This is a genomic window from Mariniflexile fucanivorans (assembly GCF_004341235.1).
Taxonomy (GTDB): Bacteria; Bacteroidota; Bacteroidia; order Flavobacteriales; family Flavobacteriaceae; genus Mariniflexile; species Mariniflexile fucanivorans.
The window spans coordinates 311,741-333,326 of record NZ_SLUP01000002.1; the positions used below are offsets into that span (position 1 = coordinate 311,741).

The 21,586-nt window shown below is 33.2% G+C and carries 19 protein-coding genes; 9 read left to right on the forward strand and 10 right to left on the reverse strand.

Annotated elements, in window-relative coordinates:
- Positions 1–57: 57 nt before the first annotated feature.
- From EV196_RS04860 to EV196_RS04895, 8 genes are read right to left on the reverse strand one after another with little or no spacing between them, the layout of a single operon-like run.
- Positions 58–720, reverse strand: a complete 663-nt coding sequence (locus EV196_RS04860; RefSeq protein WP_132215511.1) for a Crp/Fnr family transcriptional regulator — start codon at positions 718–720, stop codon at positions 58–60.
- 52 nt (positions 721–772) lie between these two features.
- Positions 773–1,384, reverse strand: coding sequence for a rhodanese-like domain-containing protein (locus tag EV196_RS04865; protein WP_132215514.1), 612 nt, complete (start codon positions 1,382–1,384; stop codon positions 773–775).
- Between the two features lie 40 nt (positions 1,385–1,424).
- Positions 1,425–2,084, reverse strand: coding sequence for a rhodanese-like domain-containing protein (locus EV196_RS04870; RefSeq protein ID WP_132215516.1), 660 nt, complete (start codon positions 2,082–2,084; stop codon positions 1,425–1,427).
- A 17-nt stretch (positions 2,085–2,101) separates the two neighbouring features.
- The gene (locus tag EV196_RS04875) at positions 2,102–2,692 is read right to left on the reverse strand and encodes a YeeE/YedE thiosulfate transporter family protein (RefSeq protein ID WP_132215518.1); all 591 of its coding nucleotides are present in this window, start codon (positions 2,690–2,692) and stop codon (positions 2,102–2,104) included.
- 20 nt (positions 2,693–2,712) lie between these two features.
- Positions 2,713–3,243, reverse strand: coding sequence for a YeeE/YedE thiosulfate transporter family protein (locus EV196_RS04880; protein WP_132215521.1), 531 nt, complete (start codon positions 3,241–3,243; stop codon positions 2,713–2,715).
- A 12-nt stretch (positions 3,244–3,255) separates the two neighbouring features.
- The gene (gene nrfD / locus EV196_RS04885) at positions 3,256–4,215 is read right to left on the reverse strand and encodes an NrfD/PsrC family molybdoenzyme membrane anchor subunit (RefSeq protein WP_132215523.1); all 960 of its coding nucleotides are present in this window, start codon (positions 4,213–4,215) and stop codon (positions 3,256–3,258) included.
- 10 nt (positions 4,216–4,225) lie between these two features.
- Positions 4,226–4,759: a 4Fe-4S dicluster domain-containing protein gene (locus EV196_RS04890; RefSeq protein WP_132215525.1), complete on the reverse strand. Its 534-nt coding sequence runs from the start codon at positions 4,757–4,759 to the stop codon at positions 4,226–4,228.
- Positions 4,756–6,999 carry a molybdopterin-containing oxidoreductase family protein gene (locus EV196_RS04895; protein WP_132215527.1) on the reverse strand — a complete coding sequence of 748 codons (2,244 nt, stop codon included), beginning with the start codon at positions 6,997–6,999 and terminating at the stop codon, positions 4,756–4,758. Before EV196_RS04895 ends, EV196_RS04890 begins: the two co-directional genes overlap by 4 nt.
- 160 nt (positions 7,000–7,159) lie before the next feature.
- On the opposite strand from EV196_RS04895, the gene EV196_RS04900 reads away from it, so the two are divergent.
- The 9 genes from EV196_RS04900 (at position 7,160) to EV196_RS04940 (ending at position 19,495) form a co-directional block, all read left to right on the forward strand.
- Positions 7,160–9,055 carry a hypothetical protein gene (locus tag EV196_RS04900; protein ID WP_132215529.1) on the forward strand — a complete coding sequence of 632 codons (1,896 nt, stop codon included), beginning with the start codon at positions 7,160–7,162 and terminating at the stop codon, positions 9,053–9,055.
- Between the two features lie 193 nt (positions 9,056–9,248).
- Positions 9,249–10,598, forward strand: coding sequence for an OmpP1/FadL family transporter (locus tag EV196_RS04905; RefSeq protein ID WP_132215531.1), 1,350 nt, complete (start codon positions 9,249–9,251; stop codon positions 10,596–10,598).
- Between the two features lie 327 nt (positions 10,599–10,925).
- Positions 10,926–11,525 carry a cytochrome c nitrite reductase small subunit gene (gene nrfH, locus EV196_RS04910; RefSeq protein ID WP_243652181.1) on the forward strand — a complete coding sequence of 200 codons (600 nt, stop codon included), beginning with the start codon at positions 10,926–10,928 and terminating at the stop codon, positions 11,523–11,525.
- Between the two features lie 23 nt (positions 11,526–11,548).
- On the forward strand, positions 11,549–13,045 hold the full coding sequence (gene nrfA / locus EV196_RS04915) for an ammonia-forming cytochrome c nitrite reductase (RefSeq protein WP_132215533.1): 1,497 nt from the start codon (positions 11,549–11,551) through the stop codon (positions 13,043–13,045).
- A gap of 100 nt (positions 13,046–13,145) precedes the next feature.
- The gene (ccsA, locus tag EV196_RS04920) at positions 13,146–16,283 is read left to right on the forward strand and encodes a cytochrome c biogenesis protein (RefSeq protein WP_132215535.1); all 3,138 of its coding nucleotides are present in this window, start codon (positions 13,146–13,148) and stop codon (positions 16,281–16,283) included.
- A 309-nt stretch (positions 16,284–16,592) separates the two neighbouring features.
- Positions 16,593–17,900, forward strand: coding sequence for an alginate export family protein (locus EV196_RS04925; protein WP_132215537.1), 1,308 nt, complete (start codon positions 16,593–16,595; stop codon positions 17,898–17,900).
- A gap of 285 nt (positions 17,901–18,185) precedes the next feature.
- Positions 18,186–18,746, forward strand: coding sequence for an RBBP9/YdeN family alpha/beta hydrolase (locus tag EV196_RS04930; RefSeq protein ID WP_132215539.1), 561 nt, complete (start codon positions 18,186–18,188; stop codon positions 18,744–18,746).
- Positions 18,747–18,975: 229 nt separating this feature from the next.
- Positions 18,976–19,209 carry a hypothetical protein gene (locus EV196_RS04935; RefSeq protein ID WP_132215541.1) on the forward strand — a complete coding sequence of 78 codons (234 nt, stop codon included), beginning with the start codon at positions 18,976–18,978 and terminating at the stop codon, positions 19,207–19,209.
- Entirely contained in the window at positions 19,193–19,495 is a 303-nt protein-coding gene (locus tag EV196_RS04940) for a type II toxin-antitoxin system RelE/ParE family toxin (RefSeq protein ID WP_132215543.1), read from the forward strand. The genes EV196_RS04935 and EV196_RS04940 overlap by 17 nt, the downstream gene beginning before the upstream one ends.
- A 599-nt stretch (positions 19,496–20,094) precedes the next feature.
- Here the strand turns inward: EV196_RS04940 and EV196_RS04945 are convergent.
- Both EV196_RS04945 and EV196_RS04950 read right to left on the reverse strand, forming a co-directional pair.
- Entirely contained in the window at positions 20,095–20,394 is a 300-nt protein-coding gene (locus tag EV196_RS04945; RefSeq protein ID WP_132215545.1) for a GIY-YIG nuclease family protein, read from the reverse strand.
- 135 nt (positions 20,395–20,529) lie between these two features.
- Complete coding sequence (locus EV196_RS04950) at positions 20,530–21,477, reverse strand: phosphoribosylaminoimidazolesuccinocarboxamide synthase (protein WP_132215547.1); 948 nt, start codon at positions 21,475–21,477, stop codon at positions 20,530–20,532.
- Between the last annotated feature and the right edge of the window lie 109 nt (positions 21,478–21,586).

A 21,586-nucleotide genomic window follows, 5' to 3' on the forward strand; every position in this document is an offset into this window, starting at 1 on the left:
TGCTATGCGTTATGTATTTACAAATATAACGTAATTTTTAATGATTTAAATCAATTTCTATTTAGTTAATGGAACTAAAACACGTATTTTATTTCGTGCAGAAGAAATTTTATTTTCGTCGTTAAGTTGTTTCATTATTCTAGAAATCACTACTCTTGAAGTATGTAAATCGTGAGCAATTTCTAGGTGGGTGATTTCAAGTTCGCAATTATTATTAATCTCTGCTTTGTGTGTTAAATATTTTAAAATACGTTCGTTTAAATTCATAAATGCCAAACTATCAATAGCATCAACCATTTCTAGTAATCGAAAATGATAACTATCAATAATAAAATATCGCCAAGATTTATATGTAACTATCCAATCATCAATGTATTCAACAGGTATAAAAATGGCTTCTAGGTCTTTTTCAACAATACCTTTAAAAATACTTCGTTTTTTATTGATACAATTGGCGAATGAAATGGCGCAAGTATCACCACTTTCTAAGAAATAAAGAACAATTTCTTCTCCATTTTTCTCTTTCCTTATTATTTTTAAAATACCTTCTAAAATAAGTGGAATATGAGACATTTTGCCTCCAATATTAATTAAAAGTTCACCACTTTTAATTTTTTTATATTCACCAACTTTAATGATTTCATCAATTAATTCTTTATCAAATGTTTTTGGATAATATTTTTTGATTTTATTTCTTAAAAAAAGTTCTTGTTTGCTCACTTTGAATATATAATAGAGGTTATAGACATATAGCTCATTCAGAATAATATAATTAACAGCCGCCTTCTGCCGTTTTTTTCTTTTTTTGTTTTACTGTTATAACTTTTTTAGGAGGCGTCACAATTTGAATTACAGAGCTAGAATCTGCATTTTTTGTAGATTCTTTAATAAATTCAGCTATATCTTTTTCAGATTTTTCAATATCACTATTCTTTGTTATTAATCTGTTTTGTAAATAACTGATTTCAGCTTTTAAAAGCTTAACATTATTGTACCCAAGTTGGTATAAAATTAATAACGTAGTATTAACTTCTTCAGGATTATTTCCGTACAAAACAACTGTTTTTCCAGCTTTTTTTAAACTTTTAAAAATTTCCAAATTAGCTTCTTTTAAAATCTCTGGAGTTGAAATATTGATAGCAGTATCCAAATGCCCTTTATCAAATTCATAGGAACTTCTAACATCAATTAATTTATAATTTTGGTTATTTACATTTACTAAAGGCACAAAAAAACTATCGCTAGTTATTTTCTCAAGCGCTGTTTTTGTATTTAAAGCAAACGTATTTTTTGGTCTTTTATAGGTAAGAAGTCCAATAATTACAGCCAATATAAATAAGGTAGAAGCAATAGATATATTTTTAACTTTTTCTAATTCTTTCATGTTATTATTTTTAATTTTTATTGGAAACAATCAATTTAAATTAACAGCCACCTTCTGCTACTTTCTTTTTCTTTTTAACTGTAATTATTTTTTTAGGTGCTATTTTAGGTGTTTCCACTTCATTAGACTGTACCTGATCTGGATATACAACACCAAAAAACATACTGGCTGCTTTTCTAGTATCATATAAACTATAGGCTTCTTCGGGCATATCTTCGGTGGGTTTTGGTGGGTTTATTATGGTTTTAAACCAATGGTTAAGCCCTCCTTTTAAAACACGTAAATTTTTAAATCCCAATCTGTTGCATAAAATCCACGCTTGGTCTGCATAATAATGATCATTTGAAAAAAAGACGACATCAAATTGATTTTGATTTAGATATGCCTTCGATTCATCATCTAATAATTTTTTAAGCGGAATATTAATGGCGTTGGGAAGCGTATAGGAATTATAACTATTTTCATCTCTTACGTCCACTAATATAAATGAAGGGTCTTGGCTGATTAACTTATGCGCCATTTGATCGGTTGAAATGTAGCGTTCTAAACTAATAGTATTGGCAAGTAATTGCTCTGGTTTTATACCTTCATTTTTTTGATATTTAGGCAATAACACCAATCCTCCAGCTAAAACCACGAGTATTAATGCGAGAATCTTATATCTGAAGTTAAGAAATTTTGCAGTTTGTTTTTTAGTCATTTTGTGGCTTTATTTAATTAGTAAAACACTTTTTTTATCTTTTTCTGAACAAAATCAGAAAAGGCAAATGCAACTATGGCGATAATTGAAAAAATGAATATAAACCAATATGGGTTCCAGCTAAAGGTGTCCATTAATGTGATATTTCCTAAAAAATAGCCATCGTATATAGGTTCGATGAAGTTAAATAGTTCAGAGAACATAAAAATACCGAGTAATATACCACCCACATAAACCCAAGCATCTAGTTTACCAATGGCAACAGCGCATAAACTCGTGCCTGGACAAAAACCACCGGCTACAAAACCTACGCCCATAATAGCACCACCTATAATAGCACCCCATAAATACGTTGGATGTACATACAGTTGCGTGATATCTAAATAACCTAAATAATCCATATAATACAGACCAATTACAGAAACTACTGCAGCTGTAAAAAACACTTTCAATACAGCAAAATCGTAGCCATAAAATACGCCTGCAAGTTTTCTTGAAGAAGAAAAACCAGAAGCTTCGAGTACAAACCCGAAAACGATTCCAATTAAAATTGCGATGATACTATTCCATTCTAATGGAATTAAATTGTTAGGAATTAATGGTCCCATAGTTTTATTTTTTTAATTAATTAAATCCAGTTTTTTCTAAAAAAGTAAGCCGTGGCGTATGCCGTTCCAAATATGGCGAGCATCGTAACAAATCCACCAGTAGAGAGTACTGCCATACCGCTTAAAGCAGCACCACTAGTACAACCGCGAGCTATTTGTGCTCCTAAGCCAAATAGAACACCTCCTAATAAAGCAAATACCAAACGGCGTTTGCTACTAATTTTTGGCGAATGTTGAACTCTCCAACGAATTCTTCCGCTTAATCCTCCAGAAATAAAGGCTCCAATTAAAACGCCTAAGGCTTCATAAACCAACCAGGTATTCATAGGAGAATCGTCTTCACTAATAAAAGTGCTATAATAAGCATTATGTTCTGCATGCGAAGGCGCCACAGTATCTACTAAAGTAACCACGCTACTTTTCATAGCTCCACTAGCTCCTAAACCTCTACCTGTGATGTAAAAAGTAAAAATGATGATGATACCTAAAATGAATCCTCCGAAATACGGATTCCAATAAGTATGGCTATTTGTTTGTTTATCTATTTTCATAATTTAGTGTTTTTAATAAAGAAAACGTGTTAATTGTCCGGCTTCTACCATAACGAATCTGAAAACGATTCCGCCAATAATTACTAACATTGCAGGAACTATTACCGGTACTTTGTAACCAATAAGTTCAATAAGTTCCATAACAGCTGGTACTATCAATCCAAGTATGACTACAAATCCAAAAAACATAACGGTAAAATCGCCACCAACTAATAATTGCATAGCCTCTAATTGAACTTGAGAACCTGCGTAATAGCCCATTATCATATGCACAATTAATGCTAATTCAATAATTATTAATGCTAAATCTATTTTACCAAATAAGTGTCTTTCTTTTGTGTTTTTGGATAATAAAATAATAGCTGCGGCACCAGTTGAAAGTCCGGAAGTTAAAAATAATGGGCCTAAAATAGCGTTGTTCCAAAGTGGTCTTGCATTAAATGCCGATAGTAAAATACCCGTATAAACGCCTAGAATTAAAGCTAATGGAACTAGAGCATAGGCAATATAAATTCTATTTTTTACAATGAATTGTTCGAATGTATTTAAGAATTTAAGGCGTTGAAATAATTTTAATTTAGCTTCTGTTTTTGGATATACTTCTCTGTAATAGCTGAACGTCCAGATAAATGATAAGGGCGTTACAATAAGTAAAACCCAAGCTCCCCAAGACATGGGCGATTCTATTCTGAAGGTTGTATAAAGTTGCCAGGTGTATAGTTTGTGGGTTAAGTCGTAAACTAACGCCATTAATCCAAGAGATAATGCTATTGGAGGCACAATGGAAATTACTTTAACGGCTGTTGAGTATTCATTATCTTTTTTTAAGATATAAAATAACGCCGCAAAAAATAAAATACCTGCTGCCAATCCACCTAAAAATAAGTACAAGGAAATTGGCCAATGCCAGATTTGTAATGAAGGATCTATATTTGGAATATTTCTTCCGCTAGTAAATAATTCTTCTTGCATAATTGTTATTTTAAATTAAGTAAAATACATGTGGATTTGTACCTGCTTCTGGTGCTAAGGTTTTATATTTTCTGTTTTTCAACAATTGAGAAACTTCACTATTCGGATTATCTAAATCCCCAAAATACATACACTTAGTAGGGCAAACAGAAACACATGCTGGAAGTTGTCCTTTTTCCAACCGATGATGACAGAATGTACATTTATCTACATAACCATCAGGATGTTGGTAACGCGCATCGTAAGGACATGACTCTATACAAGCGCCACAACCTATACATTCATCGGCGGTGACTAAAACAATACCTCCATCTACAATATGACTTGCTCCTGTTGGGCAACAGCGTACACAAGGGGCATTATCACAATGGTTGCAACGTTCAGATTTTAATTCCATTACAATGTTAGGATAGGTTCCATCAACCGTTTCGGTAATCCAATCTCTGCAATATCCAAGTGGTACATTATTTTCCGTTTGACAAGCAACAACACAATCACTACATCCAACACATTTTAATGTGTCTATAACCATCGCATATCTCATATCACTTCGTTTTTATGTGGATCTTCAGTAAGTATAGTAACATAATTTCCTCTCATACCAGTTCCTCCCATGATAGGGTCTGTAAATATTCTCGAAATCATTTGGGTATCGTCAATGCCTTTACCATACGATCTAGTTAATTTTTTATTATCATTTCCAAAGCCATGAACCATATAAACAGAATCCCAGCGAACACGTTCTGTAACTCTTACCTTTATTGAAAATGTTGAAATAATGTCATCTTGATTTTTTAACCAAACATATTGCCCCTTTTTCAGTCCAAGAATTCGGGCTACTTTAGGATTTACCCATAGGTCATTTTCTTTTTTTAGCTCGGTTAAATTTGGGTTGTTAGACGTCCTGCTAAAAGTATGCATAGGCGAACGACCGTAATTTAAACGGTAGAAACCTTGAGGCGGTTCTGGATGCGGTGTATAAACTGGCAGAGCATCAAAACCTTTTTCAGCTAATTCGTGCGAATAAAATTCAATTTTCCCACTAGGTGTATGAAATACATGAGTTTCATCTTCATTCAAATACATAGAGCCTGTTGTTCGCGGGTATTTTTTAACGCCAATTTTCTCCATTTCTTCTCTTGAAGTTCCCATTTCTTTTAATTGCCAATCAACAACTTCATCAAAATCGTTATAATTATAATAGTCTTCCAAGCCTAATCGCATGCCAATTTCTTTAGCTATCCACGCACCCGGTTTAGACTCATATTTAGGTGGTACAGCTGCAAATCGTACTGCGATAGAAGGCTCTCTGTTGGTGGCAGACCGCACAATATCAGTACGTTCTAGATAAGTACATTCTGGAAGAATCACATCGGCATACCCAGTAATATCCATCGGCATGGTGTCTATTACTACTAAAAACTCTAAAGCTTCTAAGGCTTCTTGTAATTGTTTAGTATCTGGAATAGATTTAATTAGATTTGTTCCTGCAACCATCCACGCTTTAATAGGGTATTTATTATCTTTATTAGGAATTGAACACCTAATAAGTTCATTGGTAAGCCCCATTTGTGCAAGCGGAAAATTTTCACCTATATCTCGCCAATCCCATTTAGGTTCAGGATATTCTGGATGAGGAAAATTTGGAACCGAAATACTTTCTTTAAAATAGAACCCTCCACGGCGTCCCCACGATCCTAATAATCCATTTAAAATAGCGATAGCGCGTTCTCTTTGTGTATCATCTCCATACCAAACCACATGTCTGCCTGGATGTACAATGACGGCAGGAGCTGCATGCGCCATGGCTCTAGCCGTTTTTCTAATTTCTTCTGGTTTTATGGTCGTTACACCGTAAGCCCATTCGGGTGTGAATTGTTTAACATGTGCTTTTAATTCATCAAAACCTAAAGCATATTTTTCAACATATTCTTTGTCATATAGATTTTCTTCAATTAATACATGCATCCAAGAAAGTAACAATGCAATATCGGTAGCTGGTTTAATGGCTAACCAATGTTGTGATTTACTAGCTGCAGTTGAAAAACGAGGATCTACAGTTATGATAGTGGCGCCATTATCTATGGCGTCAGACATTTCTTGTACTTGGGAGTTATGCATATTCTCTCCAATATGAGAACCTATTAATACCAAGCATTTCGTATTCCGTATATCGGTTGGTTCTGGAGAGCCTACCCAAGAGCCATATGTTAAGGCAAAAGCCGTTTCTCTTGGCCCTCTACATTGTGCAAAAGCAGGTTCTGCATTTGTGTCTGATCCATAGGCTCTAAATAAATGTTCGAAATGCCAACCTGGGCAACCATGTTTAAGTAAAGCAAATGCTTCGGGACCATATTTTTCTTTTATCCCTTTAAATTTTGAAGCAACTAGGTTCAAAGCTTCATCCCAACTAGCTTCTCTAAAGGTTTGTTCTCCATTTATGGTGGTTCTAATTAAAGGCGTTTTTAATCGGTCTTCATCATTATACATGCCTACACCACCAGTTCCTCTGGGGCAAAGTCTGCCGTTGCAATGTGGATCGTCATCATTTCCAATAATTTTTTGTACATTTCCTTTATCGTCTGAATATGCCCAACCTGCACATTTCCAAAAGCATACTTCACAATACGTGGCCGTTCTTTTAAATTTGTTAGCAATGTTTTCTTTAATAACCGAATCTATTAAAGAATTACCACCAAACATTTTGTAGGCGGTAGAAACTGTTGCTAAACCTCCTAAACCTAAGGCAGAAATTTTTATAAATTTTCTTCTCGAAGTAGTCATAAGTTTAATTGTTTGTCTGTGATAAAAATATTTAAAAAGGGATTGTGATATTATGATAAATGTCATGTTATCAGTATTTTATATGTAACAAATGTTACATAAGGCCTCCATTTATTATTTAAAATCGGTTTAAATATTGTAATTTTGAATTACAATATTTATGATGAAAAACAAGAATTATTTAAGAGGATTTTTTACGCTAGTATTTTTGCTTTTTGCCATATTATTTGTTTTTAGAAATAAATATATTTTTGAAAGTGATACTAAATATGAAAATGGTATTTCAACCAACCATATTTTAAATTCCGAATCATGTTTTGCTTGTCATACAATGACCAAAGGCTTTTCAAATTATCATAATCCTGAACTTATTGGTTGCGCAAGTTGTCATTTAGGAAATACCATTGCATTTACTAAAGAAGAGGCACACAAGGGCATGATTTTAATTCCAGGAAATTTAGCCGATGCTAAGGAAACCTGCGGAACATGCCATCCCAACGAACTAAATAAAATTAATACGTCGTTAATGACTACCAATTGTGGTTTAGTAGCTGTAGATAAGTTTATTTTTGGTGAAGCGGATTCCCCAGATTATCATTACCATATTAAGGACATAAAAAATTCGCCTTCAGACAAGCATCTTAGAGATTTATGTGCTAATTGCCATTTAGGAGCAGAAAAAACAAGTTATGGTCCCATTACTGAAATAAGCCGTGGTGGTGGTTGTAATGCCTGTCATTTAAATTATTCCAAAGAAGCAACAGATGATTTAGATGCCTATTTAGCTTCAAATAAAAAGAAACTTCCATCATTTCACCCTTCAACAAACATTTTTGTAAACGATACCCATTGCTTTGGATGCCATAGCAGGTCTAGTAGAATTTCAACCAATTATATAGGCTTTCAAGAAACTTTATTGAATAAAGAAGAAGTAAAAAACAAAACGGAATATAAGGTTTTTGAAGATGAACGCGTTTATAAATTTATAGAAGAAGATGTACATCATACAAAAGGTTTGTTGTGTATAGATTGCCATTCATCTCACGAAGTTATGGGTGATGGAAACACCTATTCGCATGCTGAACAAGCGGTGAAAGTTCAATGTATTGATTGCCATTTTAAAAATAAAGCTAACACAATTCCTTATGATTCTTTAGATACTGAAAGTAGACTGGTGTTTTTGCATCGTGATTATAAACATACTGATAAGCAAATTATTGTTACTAAAAAAGACAAGAACCCTTTAGTTAATACCTTTATAGATTCAAAAGGAAAAGCATTTTTAATAGGTAAAAAAGATGGCAAACTTCATAATATAAAACAACAATCTTTAGTTTGTTCTGGTGATAATGCGCATGAAAATGTGAGTTGTTCCAGTTGTCATTCATCATGGACACCACGTTGTATTGGTTGCCATAATCAATTTGATAAAGATGAAACTAGTGGCTTCGACTTATTAGATAAAAAATATGTAAAAGGCCAATGGAAAGAATATGTTGCAGAATTCTCATCTTCCAAACCCGCTTTAGGCATAAGGGAAACTAAAGAAGGTAAAAAAATAGAGCCAGCTATACCGGGTATGATTTTAACTATTGATAAAGGGAGTTATTCCAATAAAAACATAGGTGAAGATGTATCCTTTCACAGGTTATATGCACCAAATTCTCCGCATACCATTACTAAAAATGTTCGCGATTGTAAATCGTGCCATTCCAATGCTGCTACTCTAGGTTATGGAAATGGAACTTTAACTTATGAAATTAAAAACAATAATGGCAAGTGGGTTTTTATACCCGAATACGCATTGAACGAAAATGACAATTTACCCGAAGATGCATGGATACCTTTCCTTAAAAAGGAAGATAAATCAATTATAAAATCCACAAGAACCGATTTCAGACCCTTTAATGTATCTGAACAAAAACGCCTATTATTAGTAGGTGCTTGTTTACAATGCCATAAAGATGACTCGAAGGTGATGAAACAAACTTTGGAGGTTGGCTTAAATCCTATGATGAAAAAATTAAGCAAAGCATGCCTCCTTCCTAAAAATTAAACAAAAACTTTTTTGTTAAATATTCATATACAATTAGTAGAATAATTAAAAAACGATGACAAAAGTCATAGATATGGCAATTTTTACCAAGTAAATTTAACAATTATTCAACTAACCTAAATTAACTCTTCATGTTTAATGCATCCATTTTCTTGGTTCATTTTATTTTCACATGTTTAACACACTTTTTATTATGAAAACTAATATTTTAAAATTTTTGTTTTTAATCTTTACTACATCCATTTTTGCACAGGCAGGACACATTATGCAAGGTGTTGGCGCCGTAAACATGTCTATGGGTGGCGCTGCAACAGCACAACCACTTGATATTTCTGGAGCCATGCAATGGAACCCTGCTACGCTTTCAGTTTTTGACAGTAAAATTTTAAAACTCGATGTAGGGCTATTCTTTTCTTCACCAAAACTATCTTCTTCATTACCAGCAGGAATGTTAGGTACTGGAGCTCCTGGAGTAAGTGGTACCACTGAAGATGATAGAGGCATGTCTCCTATGCCAGCGTTAGCAATGGTTTGGGGTAAAGAAGACAGCAAACACACCTTTGGTGTTTCAGCTTTTGGTATTAGCGGATTTGGTGTTACATTTCCAGAAGAAGCCAATAACCCATTGAGTGCATCCTTTAATCCTACGGTAAATTCTAATCCTATAAATTATCCTCAAGCCGCTATGGGCTTTGGTCATATAGAATCTGATTATATGCTGTTACAAGTTGGTTTATCGTATGCTTATGAGATTTCAGATAAATTTTCTATTGGAATTCAGCCAAACATAAATTATGCGGCTTTAGAATTAGCTCCTAGTCCGTTGTCCTCACCAAGTATGACCTTAGGATACCCTACTACTGATAAAGCGACAGCTATTGGTTTTGGTGCTCAATTTGGATTATTTTACGATTCTGGTTATGGATTAAAACTTGGAGCTTCATATAAAACGGCTCAAAAATTCAGTGATTTTGAATTCAACAACACGTATTTAGATGGTTCTGCTGCTCCAAATGTTTCATTTCAAATGGATTATCCAGCGATTTTATCACTCGGTTTTGGTTACTCTATAAACAATATAGATTTTGCACTTGACTTTAGAAGAGTAGATTATGAAAATACCGAAGGTTTCGCAAAAACTGGATGGACTCCAACAGCTTCCGTAGCTGGGTTTGGATGGGAAAACATCTCTATTCTTTCTACTGGACTTCAATATAAAGGAATCAATAAATTACCATTACGTATTGGCTACACCTATAGTTCAAACCCCATTCCAGAGGAAATAACATTCTTTAATATTCCTGCCACTGCCGTCATTAAAAACGCATATCAATTTGGGTTTAGTTATATAGTAAATGATAGTTGGAAAATCGATGCTGTATACCATTATGGTGATAGTAATGGAGCCACTGAAGGACAAATGTTGTCTCCCTTAATGGCTTCACCAAGCAATCCTAACGGAGCAATCCCAGGAACGTCTATTTCTTACGAAATGACAACTTCCATGATTCAATTTGGGTTAAGCTATACATTTAACAAATAAATAGAATTTCTTTATTAAGTAAAGTGGCTACATGTTTGATATAAATGTGTAACCACTTTACTTAAAGTTTTGTTATTTAGAGCCTTACTCTTTATATATAATTGCTATATATTTTTTTGTTTGAATCATACTATTTTAATCAAACATTTTTTTCATAAAAAGTAAACATGACGAAAAGCTTTCTTTTAATAGATATGATTTTTATCAGCATTTAATTTAAAATTATATAGGAATTTTGTGTACTAATAATTATTTTTATAAAATTATATAAATTATCTATCTCTTAGAGTTAGTTAAAAAATATTCAAAAACAGATAAATAACACGTGTGAATCTTTATAAAAAAATTTTCCCAGACAAAAAATCAAGATGGCGAACCGTTGCCGTTTTTTTAATTGCTGTTATGACGGGTTTAGGTCTATTCATGTCTAAAGAAGCATCACTAGTATCTTACATGTCCGATGATCCTTTGGCGTGTGTAAACTGCCATGTTATGACACCCGTTTATAATAGCTGGATGCATAGTTCGCACAGGCAATGGGCTGCCTGCAACGATTGCCACGTACCCCATAACAATGTTTTTAATAAGTATTATTTTAAAGCAAAAGATGGATTGTTCCACTCTTCAGTGTTTACGTTAAGAGCAGAACCAGAGGTTATGTTCATGAGGGAAGAATCTCAAGAAGTGGTGCAAAATAATTGTATCCGCTGCCATGTTCAGCAAGTTACTCAAACAAAGTTTGATGGCTGGATTGAAGATCATGCTAAAAACAGAACAGAAAGACAATGTTGGAGTTGCCACCAAGAAGTGCCACATGGTACCGTTCATGGTATTTCAACCATAAAAAACAATATTGCACCCATTCCAACAGATACGGAAAAAACAGTAATTCCTGGGTGGTTAGAAAAAGAAATGCAAACCAAATAACCAAAAATTAATATCATTCATTCATGAAAAACAAAGTTTTATTTATAGTAACTGTAGTAGTTGTATTTCTACTAGGACTATTAGCTTCAAGTATAGTTAATAGAAAAAATGAGGCTAAATATAAATATGTTCCTCAGGTTGAAATTGGAGAAAATGAACCAAGAAACGCTGAATGGGGTAAGAATTACCCAGCAGAATACCAATCGTTTCTACAAACAGCCGATACTAGTTTTGCTACTTATCAAGGTGGAAATGCGATGCGCGATATGCTACATGAAGATAGCAGAATGGTAGTGCTATGGGCTGGTTATGGTTTTTCAAAAGATTACAATCAAGGTCGAGGACACCAATATGCAATTGAAGATATTCGAAATACTTTAAGAACTGGAGCTCCAAAAGGAGAAGGTGACGGCCCTATGCCTGCAACATGCTGGACATGTAAAAGTCCAGATGTACCGCGTTTAATGAACGAAAAAGGTATTGCCGAATTTTACTCTGGAAAATGGGCCGATAAAGGCGATGAAGTTGTAAACCCTATTGGTTGTGCAGATTGTCATGACTCTAAAACCATGAAATTAGCCATTTCAAGACCTGCTTTGGTTGAAGCTTTTCAATCTATGGGCAAAGACATTAATAATGCAACACACCAAGAAATGCGCTCTTTAGTTTGTGCGCAATGCCATGTTGAATATTATTTTGATAAAAATATACCAGGAAAAGAAGGTATCCCTTATTTAAAGCTTCCTTGGGAAAAGGGAATGACTGTGGAAGCTATGGAAGAGTATTATGATGCTATTGAATTTTCAGATTGGACTCACGAATTAAGTCGTGCACCCATGTTGAAAGCACAACATCCTGGTTATGAAACATATTTAACAGGTGTTCATGCTGATAGAGGTGTTTCGTGTGCAGACTGCCACATGCCATATAAAAGTGAAGGTGGACAAAAATTTACCGACCACCACATTCAATCGCCTTTAAATAATGTTTCAAATGCATGTCAAGTTTGCCATAGAGAAGAAGCTGAAAAATTAAAACTAAATGTTTACGATCGTCAACAAAAGGCAGCTGAAAACAGAATTAAACTTGAAGATTTCTTAGTAAAAGCACATATTGAAGCTAAAAAAGCTTGGGATTTAGGCGCTACTGAAGAGCAAATGAAAGATATTCTAATGGATATCCGTCATGCACAATGGCGTTGGGATTATGCTGCCGCATCTCACGGTGCTTCCTTTCATGCTCCCGTTGAAATTGCTAGAGTTTTAGGTGGTGGATTTTCAATTGTTCAAGATGCTCGTGTAAAATTAGCACGTTTATTAGCGGAATTAGGACATAACAAACCAGTAGATATGCCAGATATTTCAACTAAAGAAAAAGCTCAAGAGTATATTGGTTTAGATATTGAAAAATTAAAACAAGAGAAAAAAGAATTTAAGAAAAATTTGGTACCAAAATGGTTAGAGGCTGCAAAAAAACGCGAATCTACCTATGGCAGTAAAAAAATTGCACAAAATAACTAACTAAATAATTATTTGATTTAATTTGTCACCAAGAAAGGTAGCTTTTAAGGTTTTTTAAAAAACCTTAAAAGTTATCTTTCTTATTTTATTTACTATCATCATGCAAAAACTATATAAATTCTTCTCCTCGTCAAGTTTAGCTTTACTGTTACTGTTAGTATTTGCAACGGCTATGGCTATTGCTACATTTGTTGAAAACGATTATGGAACAGCAACCGCATGGGTAGTTATATACGATTCTTGGTGGTTTGAATTAGTAATGCTAGGTCTGGTTATTTCATTTATAGCCAACATATTTAAATACAAATTGCTTCGAAAAGAAAAGTGGGCTATCCTTTTATTTCATGTGGCTTTTATCATCATCATTCTAGGTTCGGCAATTACAAGATATACGTCGTACGGAGGTATTATGCGTATTAGGGAAGGTGCTTCTTCAAACATTATTATATCTGACACTAATTTTTTGAACGCTACGATTACCGATGGAAAAACGAAAACTATATTAAAAGAAAAATTAGCGTTCTCACCTATTCAAAATAATGATTTCTCTTTAGAAACCACTTTTAATAATAAGCCTATTATTATTTCTTACAAAGAATTTATTCCAGATGCCATTGCAGAAGTCGTTGATAATGATGAAGATGGAGAACCCTTATTAGAAATGGTTGTTACCGAAGGTGAAGGTAGAAATACCATCTATTTAAAACATGGTGAAATTCAAAAATTTGGCGATCACCAACATGAAATTGGTTTTAATTCTGAAAAAGAAAGCATTATAAATATAGTTGAAGAAAATGGCGCATTCAGTATAAAATCACCTCATGACTTAGATTTTTTCATGATGGCTTCACAACAAGCAGGCACCTTAGTTAAAGATAGTTTGCACCCTATTAATTTACGAACGTTGTACAGGTCTGGAGATATTTCATTTGTACCCTTATCCTATCATGAAAAAGGTGCTTTCAAAATTAAAAGCACTTCTGCAAAACCAAAAGATAACGACAAAACAAAAGACGATGCATTACTAGTAAATGTATCTGTAAATGGCAAAGAAAAACCTTTAAATTTATTATACAGACAAGGTATGTTGCCAACACATCATGACATAGAAATTGATGGTGTTCGCGTTATACTTTCTTACGGTGCCGCTGCTATTCAAACGCCTTTTTCAATAAAGCTAAACGATTTTCAATTAGAACGTTACCCAGGTTCTTCTAGTCCTTCAGCGTATGCCAGTGAAGTTTTAATACTTGATGGTGAAGACATGATTCCTTATAAAATATTTATGAATAATGTACTGGATTATAAAGGCTATCGTTTTTTTCAAGCAAGTTATGATACCGATGAATTGGGAACCGTTTTATCTGTAAATCACGATAGTTTAGGCACCATTGTTACATACATAGGCTATCTTTTATTGACGTTGGGTATGTTTTTTGCCCTTTTCGGAAAAGCATCTCGCTTTCATTTTATAAACAAAAAACTAAAGCAATTAAAAAAACCCTTGGCAACTCTAATTTTATTGCTGGGTATTCAATTTGGTTTTTCCCAAAACACAAAAGATTCTACGGCTATTTTTGTTGAAAGATTGGTGGAATCACAAAAAACAGATAAAGCACATGCCGACTTTTTTGGTAGATTATTGGTTCAAGACTTAGACGGAAGAATTAAACCTATAAATACACTGGCTTCAGAATTTATTAGAAAAATTTCAAGAAAATCGAACTTTTCATATCCCGTTAAAAACGAAACATTAGTTTTAGATGCCAACCAAGTGTTTTTAGCAATTCATATGGCACCTAATGTTTGGCAAGAAATACCTATGATAAAGGTAGATTTTGACAAAACTGGAAATGTTCTAAAAGATGTGAAAATTGGGGCGAATACATTGGTGTCTTTCAAAAGTTTAATGGACGCAAGCGGCAACTATTTATTATCAAAAGAAGTTGAGGAAGCTAATAAGAAAAAACCTGCCGAACGCAATGAATTTGATAAAGAAGTACTAAAAATTGACGAACGTTTCAATATTCTATATAACTTATTTATAGGCAATTATCTTAAAATATTCCCTAACAAAAACGATTCCAATAACACGTGGTTTAGTTATATTCACGATTTTAACGATTTCCCAGAAGAAGATGCCAAATTTGCACAAAGCATCCTTCCCGCTTATTTTAATGATGTTGCAACCTTTAAATATGATGATGCACATGAAAAGTTAATGTACATTAAAAAATACCAAGAAGTTTTAGGTGCCGAAGTCATTCCAACCCCAGAAAGAATAGAAGCTGAAATTTGGTACAACAAAACAAATGTAAACTTTTGGTTGTTTCAAGTATTCTTTACCATTGGGTTTGTATTGTTAGTAATCGCTATTTTAAAGATGTTTTCGCATAAAAAAATTATCGAACTCATTAATAACACCTTTATAATTCTAACATTAATTTCATTTTTATGCTTTACAGCTAATATTATTTTGCGTTGGTATGTGGCACAACACGCCCCTTGGAGCAATGGTTATGAAATGTTGGTTTTTGTAGCTTGGGTATTATTATTATGTGGCTTATTAACATTTAGAAAATCAGATTTTTCACTACCACTGGCTACCCTATTTTCTGGCGCCCTATTGTTTGTAAGTTATTTGGATTGGTTGAATCCAGAAATCACCAATTTAATGCCTGTATTAAAATCGTATTGGTTAAAAATTCACGTAGCAACTATAGTAAGTAGTTATGCACCTTTGGCTTTATCTGCTGTTCTAGGACTCATGGCGTTAATACTTATAATTTTTAAAAACCCAAAAAACAAAGCTATTATAGAAACTAAAGTTAAAGAACTTAGCTATATAAATGAAATAGCCATGACCATTGGTTTGTTTGTTTTAGCCATCGGAACATTTTTAGGTGGTGTGTGGGCTAACGAATCTTGGGGACGTTATTGGGCTTGGGATCCCAAAGAAACTTGGGCCTTAATAAGCATCATCGTTTATGCTATTGTGTTGCATTTAAGATTTATACCAAAATTAAATAATAATTACGTTTTAAATGTGGCGAGTATGTTTGCGTTTTGGTCTATAATCATGACATCCTTTGGAGTCAATTATTACCTTTCAGGTTTACATAGTTACGCCGCAGGCGACCCCTTACCTATTCCAAAATTTGTATATGTTGTAGCATTATTAATGGTTGTTGTTGCCATAATAGCCTATTTTAGAAATAAGCAGATGAAAACTGAATAAACTTCAGCTTACTTATTAAAAGTACTTCAAAATTAAAAAAAAACTTAGTATTAATACTTAATTAAATTACAATAATTAAGTATTAATACTTATATTTGAATTTTTATAAAGCTATTTATAGTTTAATTAGTAAAAAGTTAAAAAGACTATCTACAAAGTGTGATTAGAAAAAACATACGTTGAAGAGCTTTTAAGTATACAAAAACAATATGATAATTATCATAAACCGCAAAAATAGCTAACAATATCTTTGTTGTTTGAAAGATAAATAGATTAAATAAAAAACATCCATAACTTAAAATTAAAAAAATGAAAAAACAATACGTAATATTAGCGCTATTATTAGGATGCATGCAACTTGTACAAGCACAGTTTACTCTTGATGGCGAATTTAGACCACGAACTGAATACAGAAATGGATTTGGAAGCATTATTCCAGATGCTGCAGATGCAGGTTTCGGAATTTCAACACGTATTAGATTGAATGCTGGCTATAACACAGAATCATACAAATTTTATTTAAGCCTTCAAGATGTGATGGTTTGGGGCGAAAACAGACAAATTTTACCTTACGACCAAAACAACTCGTTTGCTGTTTTTGAAGCTTGGGCTGATATTAATTTAGGTGAAGGATTTTCAACCAAATTAGGTCGTCAAGTTATTTCTTATGATGACCAACGCATTTTTGGAGGCTTGGATTGGGCACAACAAGGGCGTAACCATGATGCTGCTTTACTTAAATACAATAAAGGAAAATTTATGGCAGATCTTGGTTTGGCTTTTAGTCAAGATTATTCAGATCCTACAGGATTTAAATCCACAAGTACAGCTTATAACACTACAGGGTTCTTTACATACAAAACCATGCAATACCTGTATTTAAAACAAGCTTGGGAAAATTTTTCTGGAAGTTTAATATTACTTAACAATGGATTCCAAAATTTTGATACCACTGTTGATCCAAGTGTTGTAGATGGCACAAGTAACCTTCAAACCTTTGGTACACATTTAGATTATAAAAAAGGAAATTTTGGTTTAGCTGCTAATGCTTTTATACAAACAGGTAAAGAGCAATTAACAGCTGGTGAAGTAGATGTGAAAGGGGCATATCTTTTAGGTTTGGATTTAACATATAAAGCATCTGCCAAAGTTGGTTTGGGTGCGGGTCTTGAAATTATAAGCGGAAATGATAAAGGAGCCGGAGAAACAAGTGCCTTCTTCCCTCTATATGGAACCAATCATAAATTTAATGGGTTTATGGATTATTTCTTCGTAGGTAATCACGTTAACAGCATTGGTTTATTTGACGTGCATGTAAGTGCTAATTTCACTTTAAATGAAACATCTAGCTTATCGGTTACTGCTTTAAATTTTAGCGGTGAGCAAGATTTAGCAAGTGGCGAAAAACAGTTAGGTACCGAATTGGATTTAGTATATTCTAAAAAGTTCAAAGGTTACAGCTTGGTTCTTGGTTATTCGCAAATGTTCGCAGCCGATGGTATGTACGAATTAATGCGAACAAGACCAGAATTAACCACATTGACAAAAGACAATGCTGCCGATATACAAAATTGGGCTTGGGCTATGTTAGTTATCAAACCTAAGTTTTTAAATTAGAATACCATTATGACTGATAATAATTAAATAATTGTATTAGTCAAATGTTTTAATATTGAAAATCCTGCGAAAGCGGGATTTTTTAGTTTATATATATCATATTAAAAAATGAACTAGCTTATTTTAAAATAATTCTGAAACTGTTTTTCCTAAATCTGAACTTATTCCAAATTCACAACAACATCTGTTTGTTGAAAACTTTTGGTACAAACCTATTATTACACATTGATTTTCGTTTTTTAAAAAACTACTTTCGTCTTACTTTAGATATAAAGCATCGATGAAATGGAAAATGAGAATATAAAACTAATAATTATCCCTGGACTTGGAGGCTCTGGCGAGCATCATTGGCAATCGCTTTGGTTAAAAAAGTTTGATAACTCAATACGAGTGATTCAAGACGATTGGGATGCACCAAACCTTAAAAACTGGTTAGATAAGTTAAATGATAGTATTGTAAAACATAATGCTCCAATAATTTTAGTTGCTCATAGCCTCGCCGTTTCATTAGTGCTTCATTGGACTAATAGGTATAAAAACCCCAATATAAAAGGCGCTTTGCTAGTAGCTCCTGCCGATGTGGATTCTCCAACGCACACCCCAGACATTCTAAGGGATTTTTCATGGATGCCAACATCAAAACTTACGTTTCCTTCCATAGTGGTAGCAAGTGAAGACGATGCATTTGTAAGCCTCAATAGAGCTAAATATTTTGCAGAACAATGGGGAAGCGATTTTATAAACATTGGCTTTAAAGGGCATATAAATTCAGACTCAAATCTAGAATATTGGGAAGAAGGACAAGTTATTTTAAAGACATTAATGATGAAAACTAATATCCAATAGAAACTTATTTTTATAAGTATTAATCGAAACAAATTTAGAACTCAAACTTTTTGTTGAAAACTTTATATGTAGATATTGTATTACATATTGATTTTGTTATTTTAAAAAACTAAATTCGCTTATCGGTGAATATAAATCATTGAAACGGATTCATATTCTAATCGTTATGCAACAGTTAAAATCACGTTCAAAAATTGAATGTTTAAATTAAATTTGTAAATTTGATATTATGGATTTAAGTTTAGAAAATAAAAAAATAGAATTAATTCAATGGTTATCAACTTTGAACGATACTTCTCTGATTGATAAACTAATGAAATTGAGAGAGAAAGAGAAAAACGATTGGTGGAATGAAATTTCTGCAAGCGAAAAAGAGTCTATTGAAAAAGGAATTCAAGATGCTGATAACGGGAAATTGACTTCTCACTCAAACGTGAAAGGGATTTATGAAAAGTGGTTATAAAATTTTGTGGACTGACCACGCAATATCTGAACTAAAAGAAACTATTGAATATCTTGAAAACAAATGGACTGAAAGAGAATTAAGAACATTTTCTGCAAAATTAGATCATACAATAGAACTGATTTCAAAATCACCCGAAATTTTCCCAATATCATTCGAGAAAAAAAATATTAGAAAGGCTGTAGTCGAAAAACACAATAATCTTTATTATCGAATTAATAAAAGTTCTATTGAGATTGTTTCTTTGTTTTCAAACAGTAAGAATCCGAATAAGAAAAACCTATAAAAACCGTTGCATAACACCGTATATAAAAAATTGCTATTTTGTGCTTAACCAATGTGAGTTGCTTTGTTTGCTTGCATCTGATTTTCCTTCGGAAAATTGCCGCTTACAAGCACGCAACTTTCCATATACATTACCGATAAGCGCTATCTTAATAAACACCATAAAAAAGACCTTAATAATTTAAGGCTTTTTTCAATTTTACATAAACGAAATTAATAATTCAAAAAAGCCAAAACATTGGTTTCAATACGTTTTTGTATATCACTTACATCACCTTTTACAATAGTTTTGCCTCTAATGTTTTTTAGTCATGTCGAAATGAGGCACGATTGAAACATCACATAATGCTTGGCAGTACATAAATTATGTGATTTCTCCTAACGTCGAAATGACTGAGAAATTAAAAAAATTCTATTTCTTCAAATAAGCCAAAACATTGGTTTCAATACGTTTTTGTATATCACATACATCTCGTTTCACAAAAATTTCGCCTGTAATTTTTTGTAATCATGTCGAAATGAGGCACGATTGAGACATCACATAATACTTGGCAGTACATAAATTATGCGATTTCTCCTAACGTCGAAATGACCGAGAAATTAAAAAATCTGCATATTCAAGTCTTCCCACTTAGGATTAAAATCTGAAATCAACTTGTTTTTCTTCTCTCGTCTCCATCCTTTTAACTCTTTTTCTCTAGCAATACCTTGCTTTGGGAATTCAAAAGTTTCATAATAAACCAAATAAATGCACGCATATTTACCTGCAAATGATTTTTTAGCATTCTGACTATCAAAATAATGTTGAGATAATCTATTCTGAATATTATTGGTAAAACCAATATATAATGTCGTCCTGTATTTATTGGCTGTTATATAAACAAAGTAATTATGCTGCATATGGTGAATATATTAAAAAATCATAGACACACTTATGTAAAAATTGGATGCTATTGAAGCATTGCATATAATTATTAAAACCAAATATTATGTGATTTCTCCTAACGTCGAAATGACTAAGAAGTTGAAAAAGTGCTATTTCTTCAAATAAGCCAAAACATTCGCTTCAATACGTTTTTGTATATCGCTTACATCACCTTTCACAAAAATTTCTCCTGTAATATTTTCATAAAGTTCTATGTAACGCTCGCTAACGGTTTCAATGTATTCGTCGCTCATAACTGGTACCGTTTGCCCTTTTAAGCCTTGAAAATTATTGGCAATTAACCATTGGCGTACAAACTCTTTACTTAGTTGTTTTTGGGCTTCGTTGTTGGCTTGTCTTTCTTCATAGCCTTCAGCATAAAAATAACGTGAGGAATCTGGTGTGTGTATTTCGTCAATCAATACTATTTGTCCGTCTTTGGTTTTTCCAAATTCGTATTTGGTATCAACTAAAATCAAACCACGGCTTGCTGCTATTTCTGTGCCTCTATTGAATAATTTACGGGTATAATCTTCCAACACTAAATAATCGGCTTCACTTACAATACCTCGTTTTAAAATGTCTTCACGAGAAATATCCTCATCATGGTCACCCATTTCTGCTTTGGTTGCAGGCGTAATAATAGGTTCTGGAAACTTATCGTTTTCTTTCATCCCCTCAGGCATCACCACACCACAAAGCATGCGTTTTCCTGCTTTATATTCGCGTGCTGCATGCCCACTCATATACCCACGTATTACCATTTCTACTTTAAAAGGTTCGCACAAATGCCCCACAGCTACGTTTGGGTCGGGCGTTGCTGTTAACCAATTTGGTACTAAATCTTCGGTAGCGGCCATCATTTTAGTCGCTATTTGATTTAGTATTTGCCCTTTATACGGAATTCCTTTTGGCATCACCACATCGAACGCCGACAAGCGGTCGGTTGCAATCATAACTAATTGCTCGTTGTTGATATTATAAACTTCTCTAACTTTTCCATGGTAAACAGATTTTTGATTTGGAAAATTGAAATTGGTAGTGGTGATTGTGTTCATGAAAAGTAGTGTGTTGATTGTTTTGCAAATGTAATTTGTTTAGGCTTGCCAAACAATAGCAAATAAAAAAAGGAGAAATAAACCTTCTCCTTTTTAACCCTTATAAATT

Coding starts and splice junctions, on each gene's coding strand:
- EV196_RS04865 (WP_132215514.1), bottom strand. CDS start 1,384: ATGAAAGAATTAGAAAAAGTTAAAAATATATCTATTGCTTCTACCTTA.
- EV196_RS04870 (WP_132215516.1), bottom strand. CDS start 2,084: ATGACTAAAAAACAAACTGCAAAATTTCTTAACTTCAGATATAAGATT.
- EV196_RS04875 (WP_132215518.1), bottom strand. CDS start 2,692: ATGGGACCATTAATTCCTAACAATTTAATTCCATTAGAATGGAATAGT.
- EV196_RS04880 (WP_132215521.1), bottom strand. CDS start 3,243: ATGAAAATAGATAAACAAACAAATAGCCATACTTATTGGAATCCGTAT.
- nrfD (WP_132215523.1), bottom strand. CDS start 4,215: ATGCAAGAAGAATTATTTACTAGCGGAAGAAATATTCCAAATATAGAT.
- EV196_RS04890 (WP_132215525.1), bottom strand. CDS start 4,759: ATGAGATATGCGATGGTTATAGACACATTAAAATGTGTTGGATGTAGT.
- EV196_RS04895 (WP_132215527.1), bottom strand. CDS start 6,999: ATGACTACTTCGAGAAGAAAATTTATAAAAATTTCTGCCTTAGGTTTA.
- EV196_RS04900 (WP_132215529.1), top strand. CDS start 7,160: ATGATGAAAAACAAGAATTATTTAAGAGGATTTTTTACGCTAGTATTT.
- EV196_RS04905 (WP_132215531.1), top strand. CDS start 9,249: ATGAAAACTAATATTTTAAAATTTTTGTTTTTAATCTTTACTACATCC.
- nrfA (WP_132215533.1), top strand. CDS start 11,549: ATGAAAAACAAAGTTTTATTTATAGTAACTGTAGTAGTTGTATTTCTA.
- ccsA (WP_132215535.1), top strand. CDS start 13,146: ATGCAAAAACTATATAAATTCTTCTCCTCGTCAAGTTTAGCTTTACTG.
- EV196_RS04925 (WP_132215537.1), top strand. CDS start 16,593: ATGAAAAAACAATACGTAATATTAGCGCTATTATTAGGATGCATGCAA.
- EV196_RS04930 (WP_132215539.1), top strand. CDS start 18,186: ATGGAAAATGAGAATATAAAACTAATAATTATCCCTGGACTTGGAGGC.
- EV196_RS04935 (WP_132215541.1), top strand. CDS start 18,976: ATGGATTTAAGTTTAGAAAATAAAAAAATAGAATTAATTCAATGGTTA.
- EV196_RS04940 (WP_132215543.1), top strand. CDS start 19,193: ATGAAAAGTGGTTATAAAATTTTGTGGACTGACCACGCAATATCTGAA.
- EV196_RS04945 (WP_132215545.1), bottom strand. CDS start 20,394: ATGCAGCATAATTACTTTGTTTATATAACAGCCAATAAATACAGGACG.
- EV196_RS04950 (WP_132215547.1), bottom strand. CDS start 21,477: ATGAACACAATCACCACTACCAATTTCAATTTTCCAAATCAAAAATCT.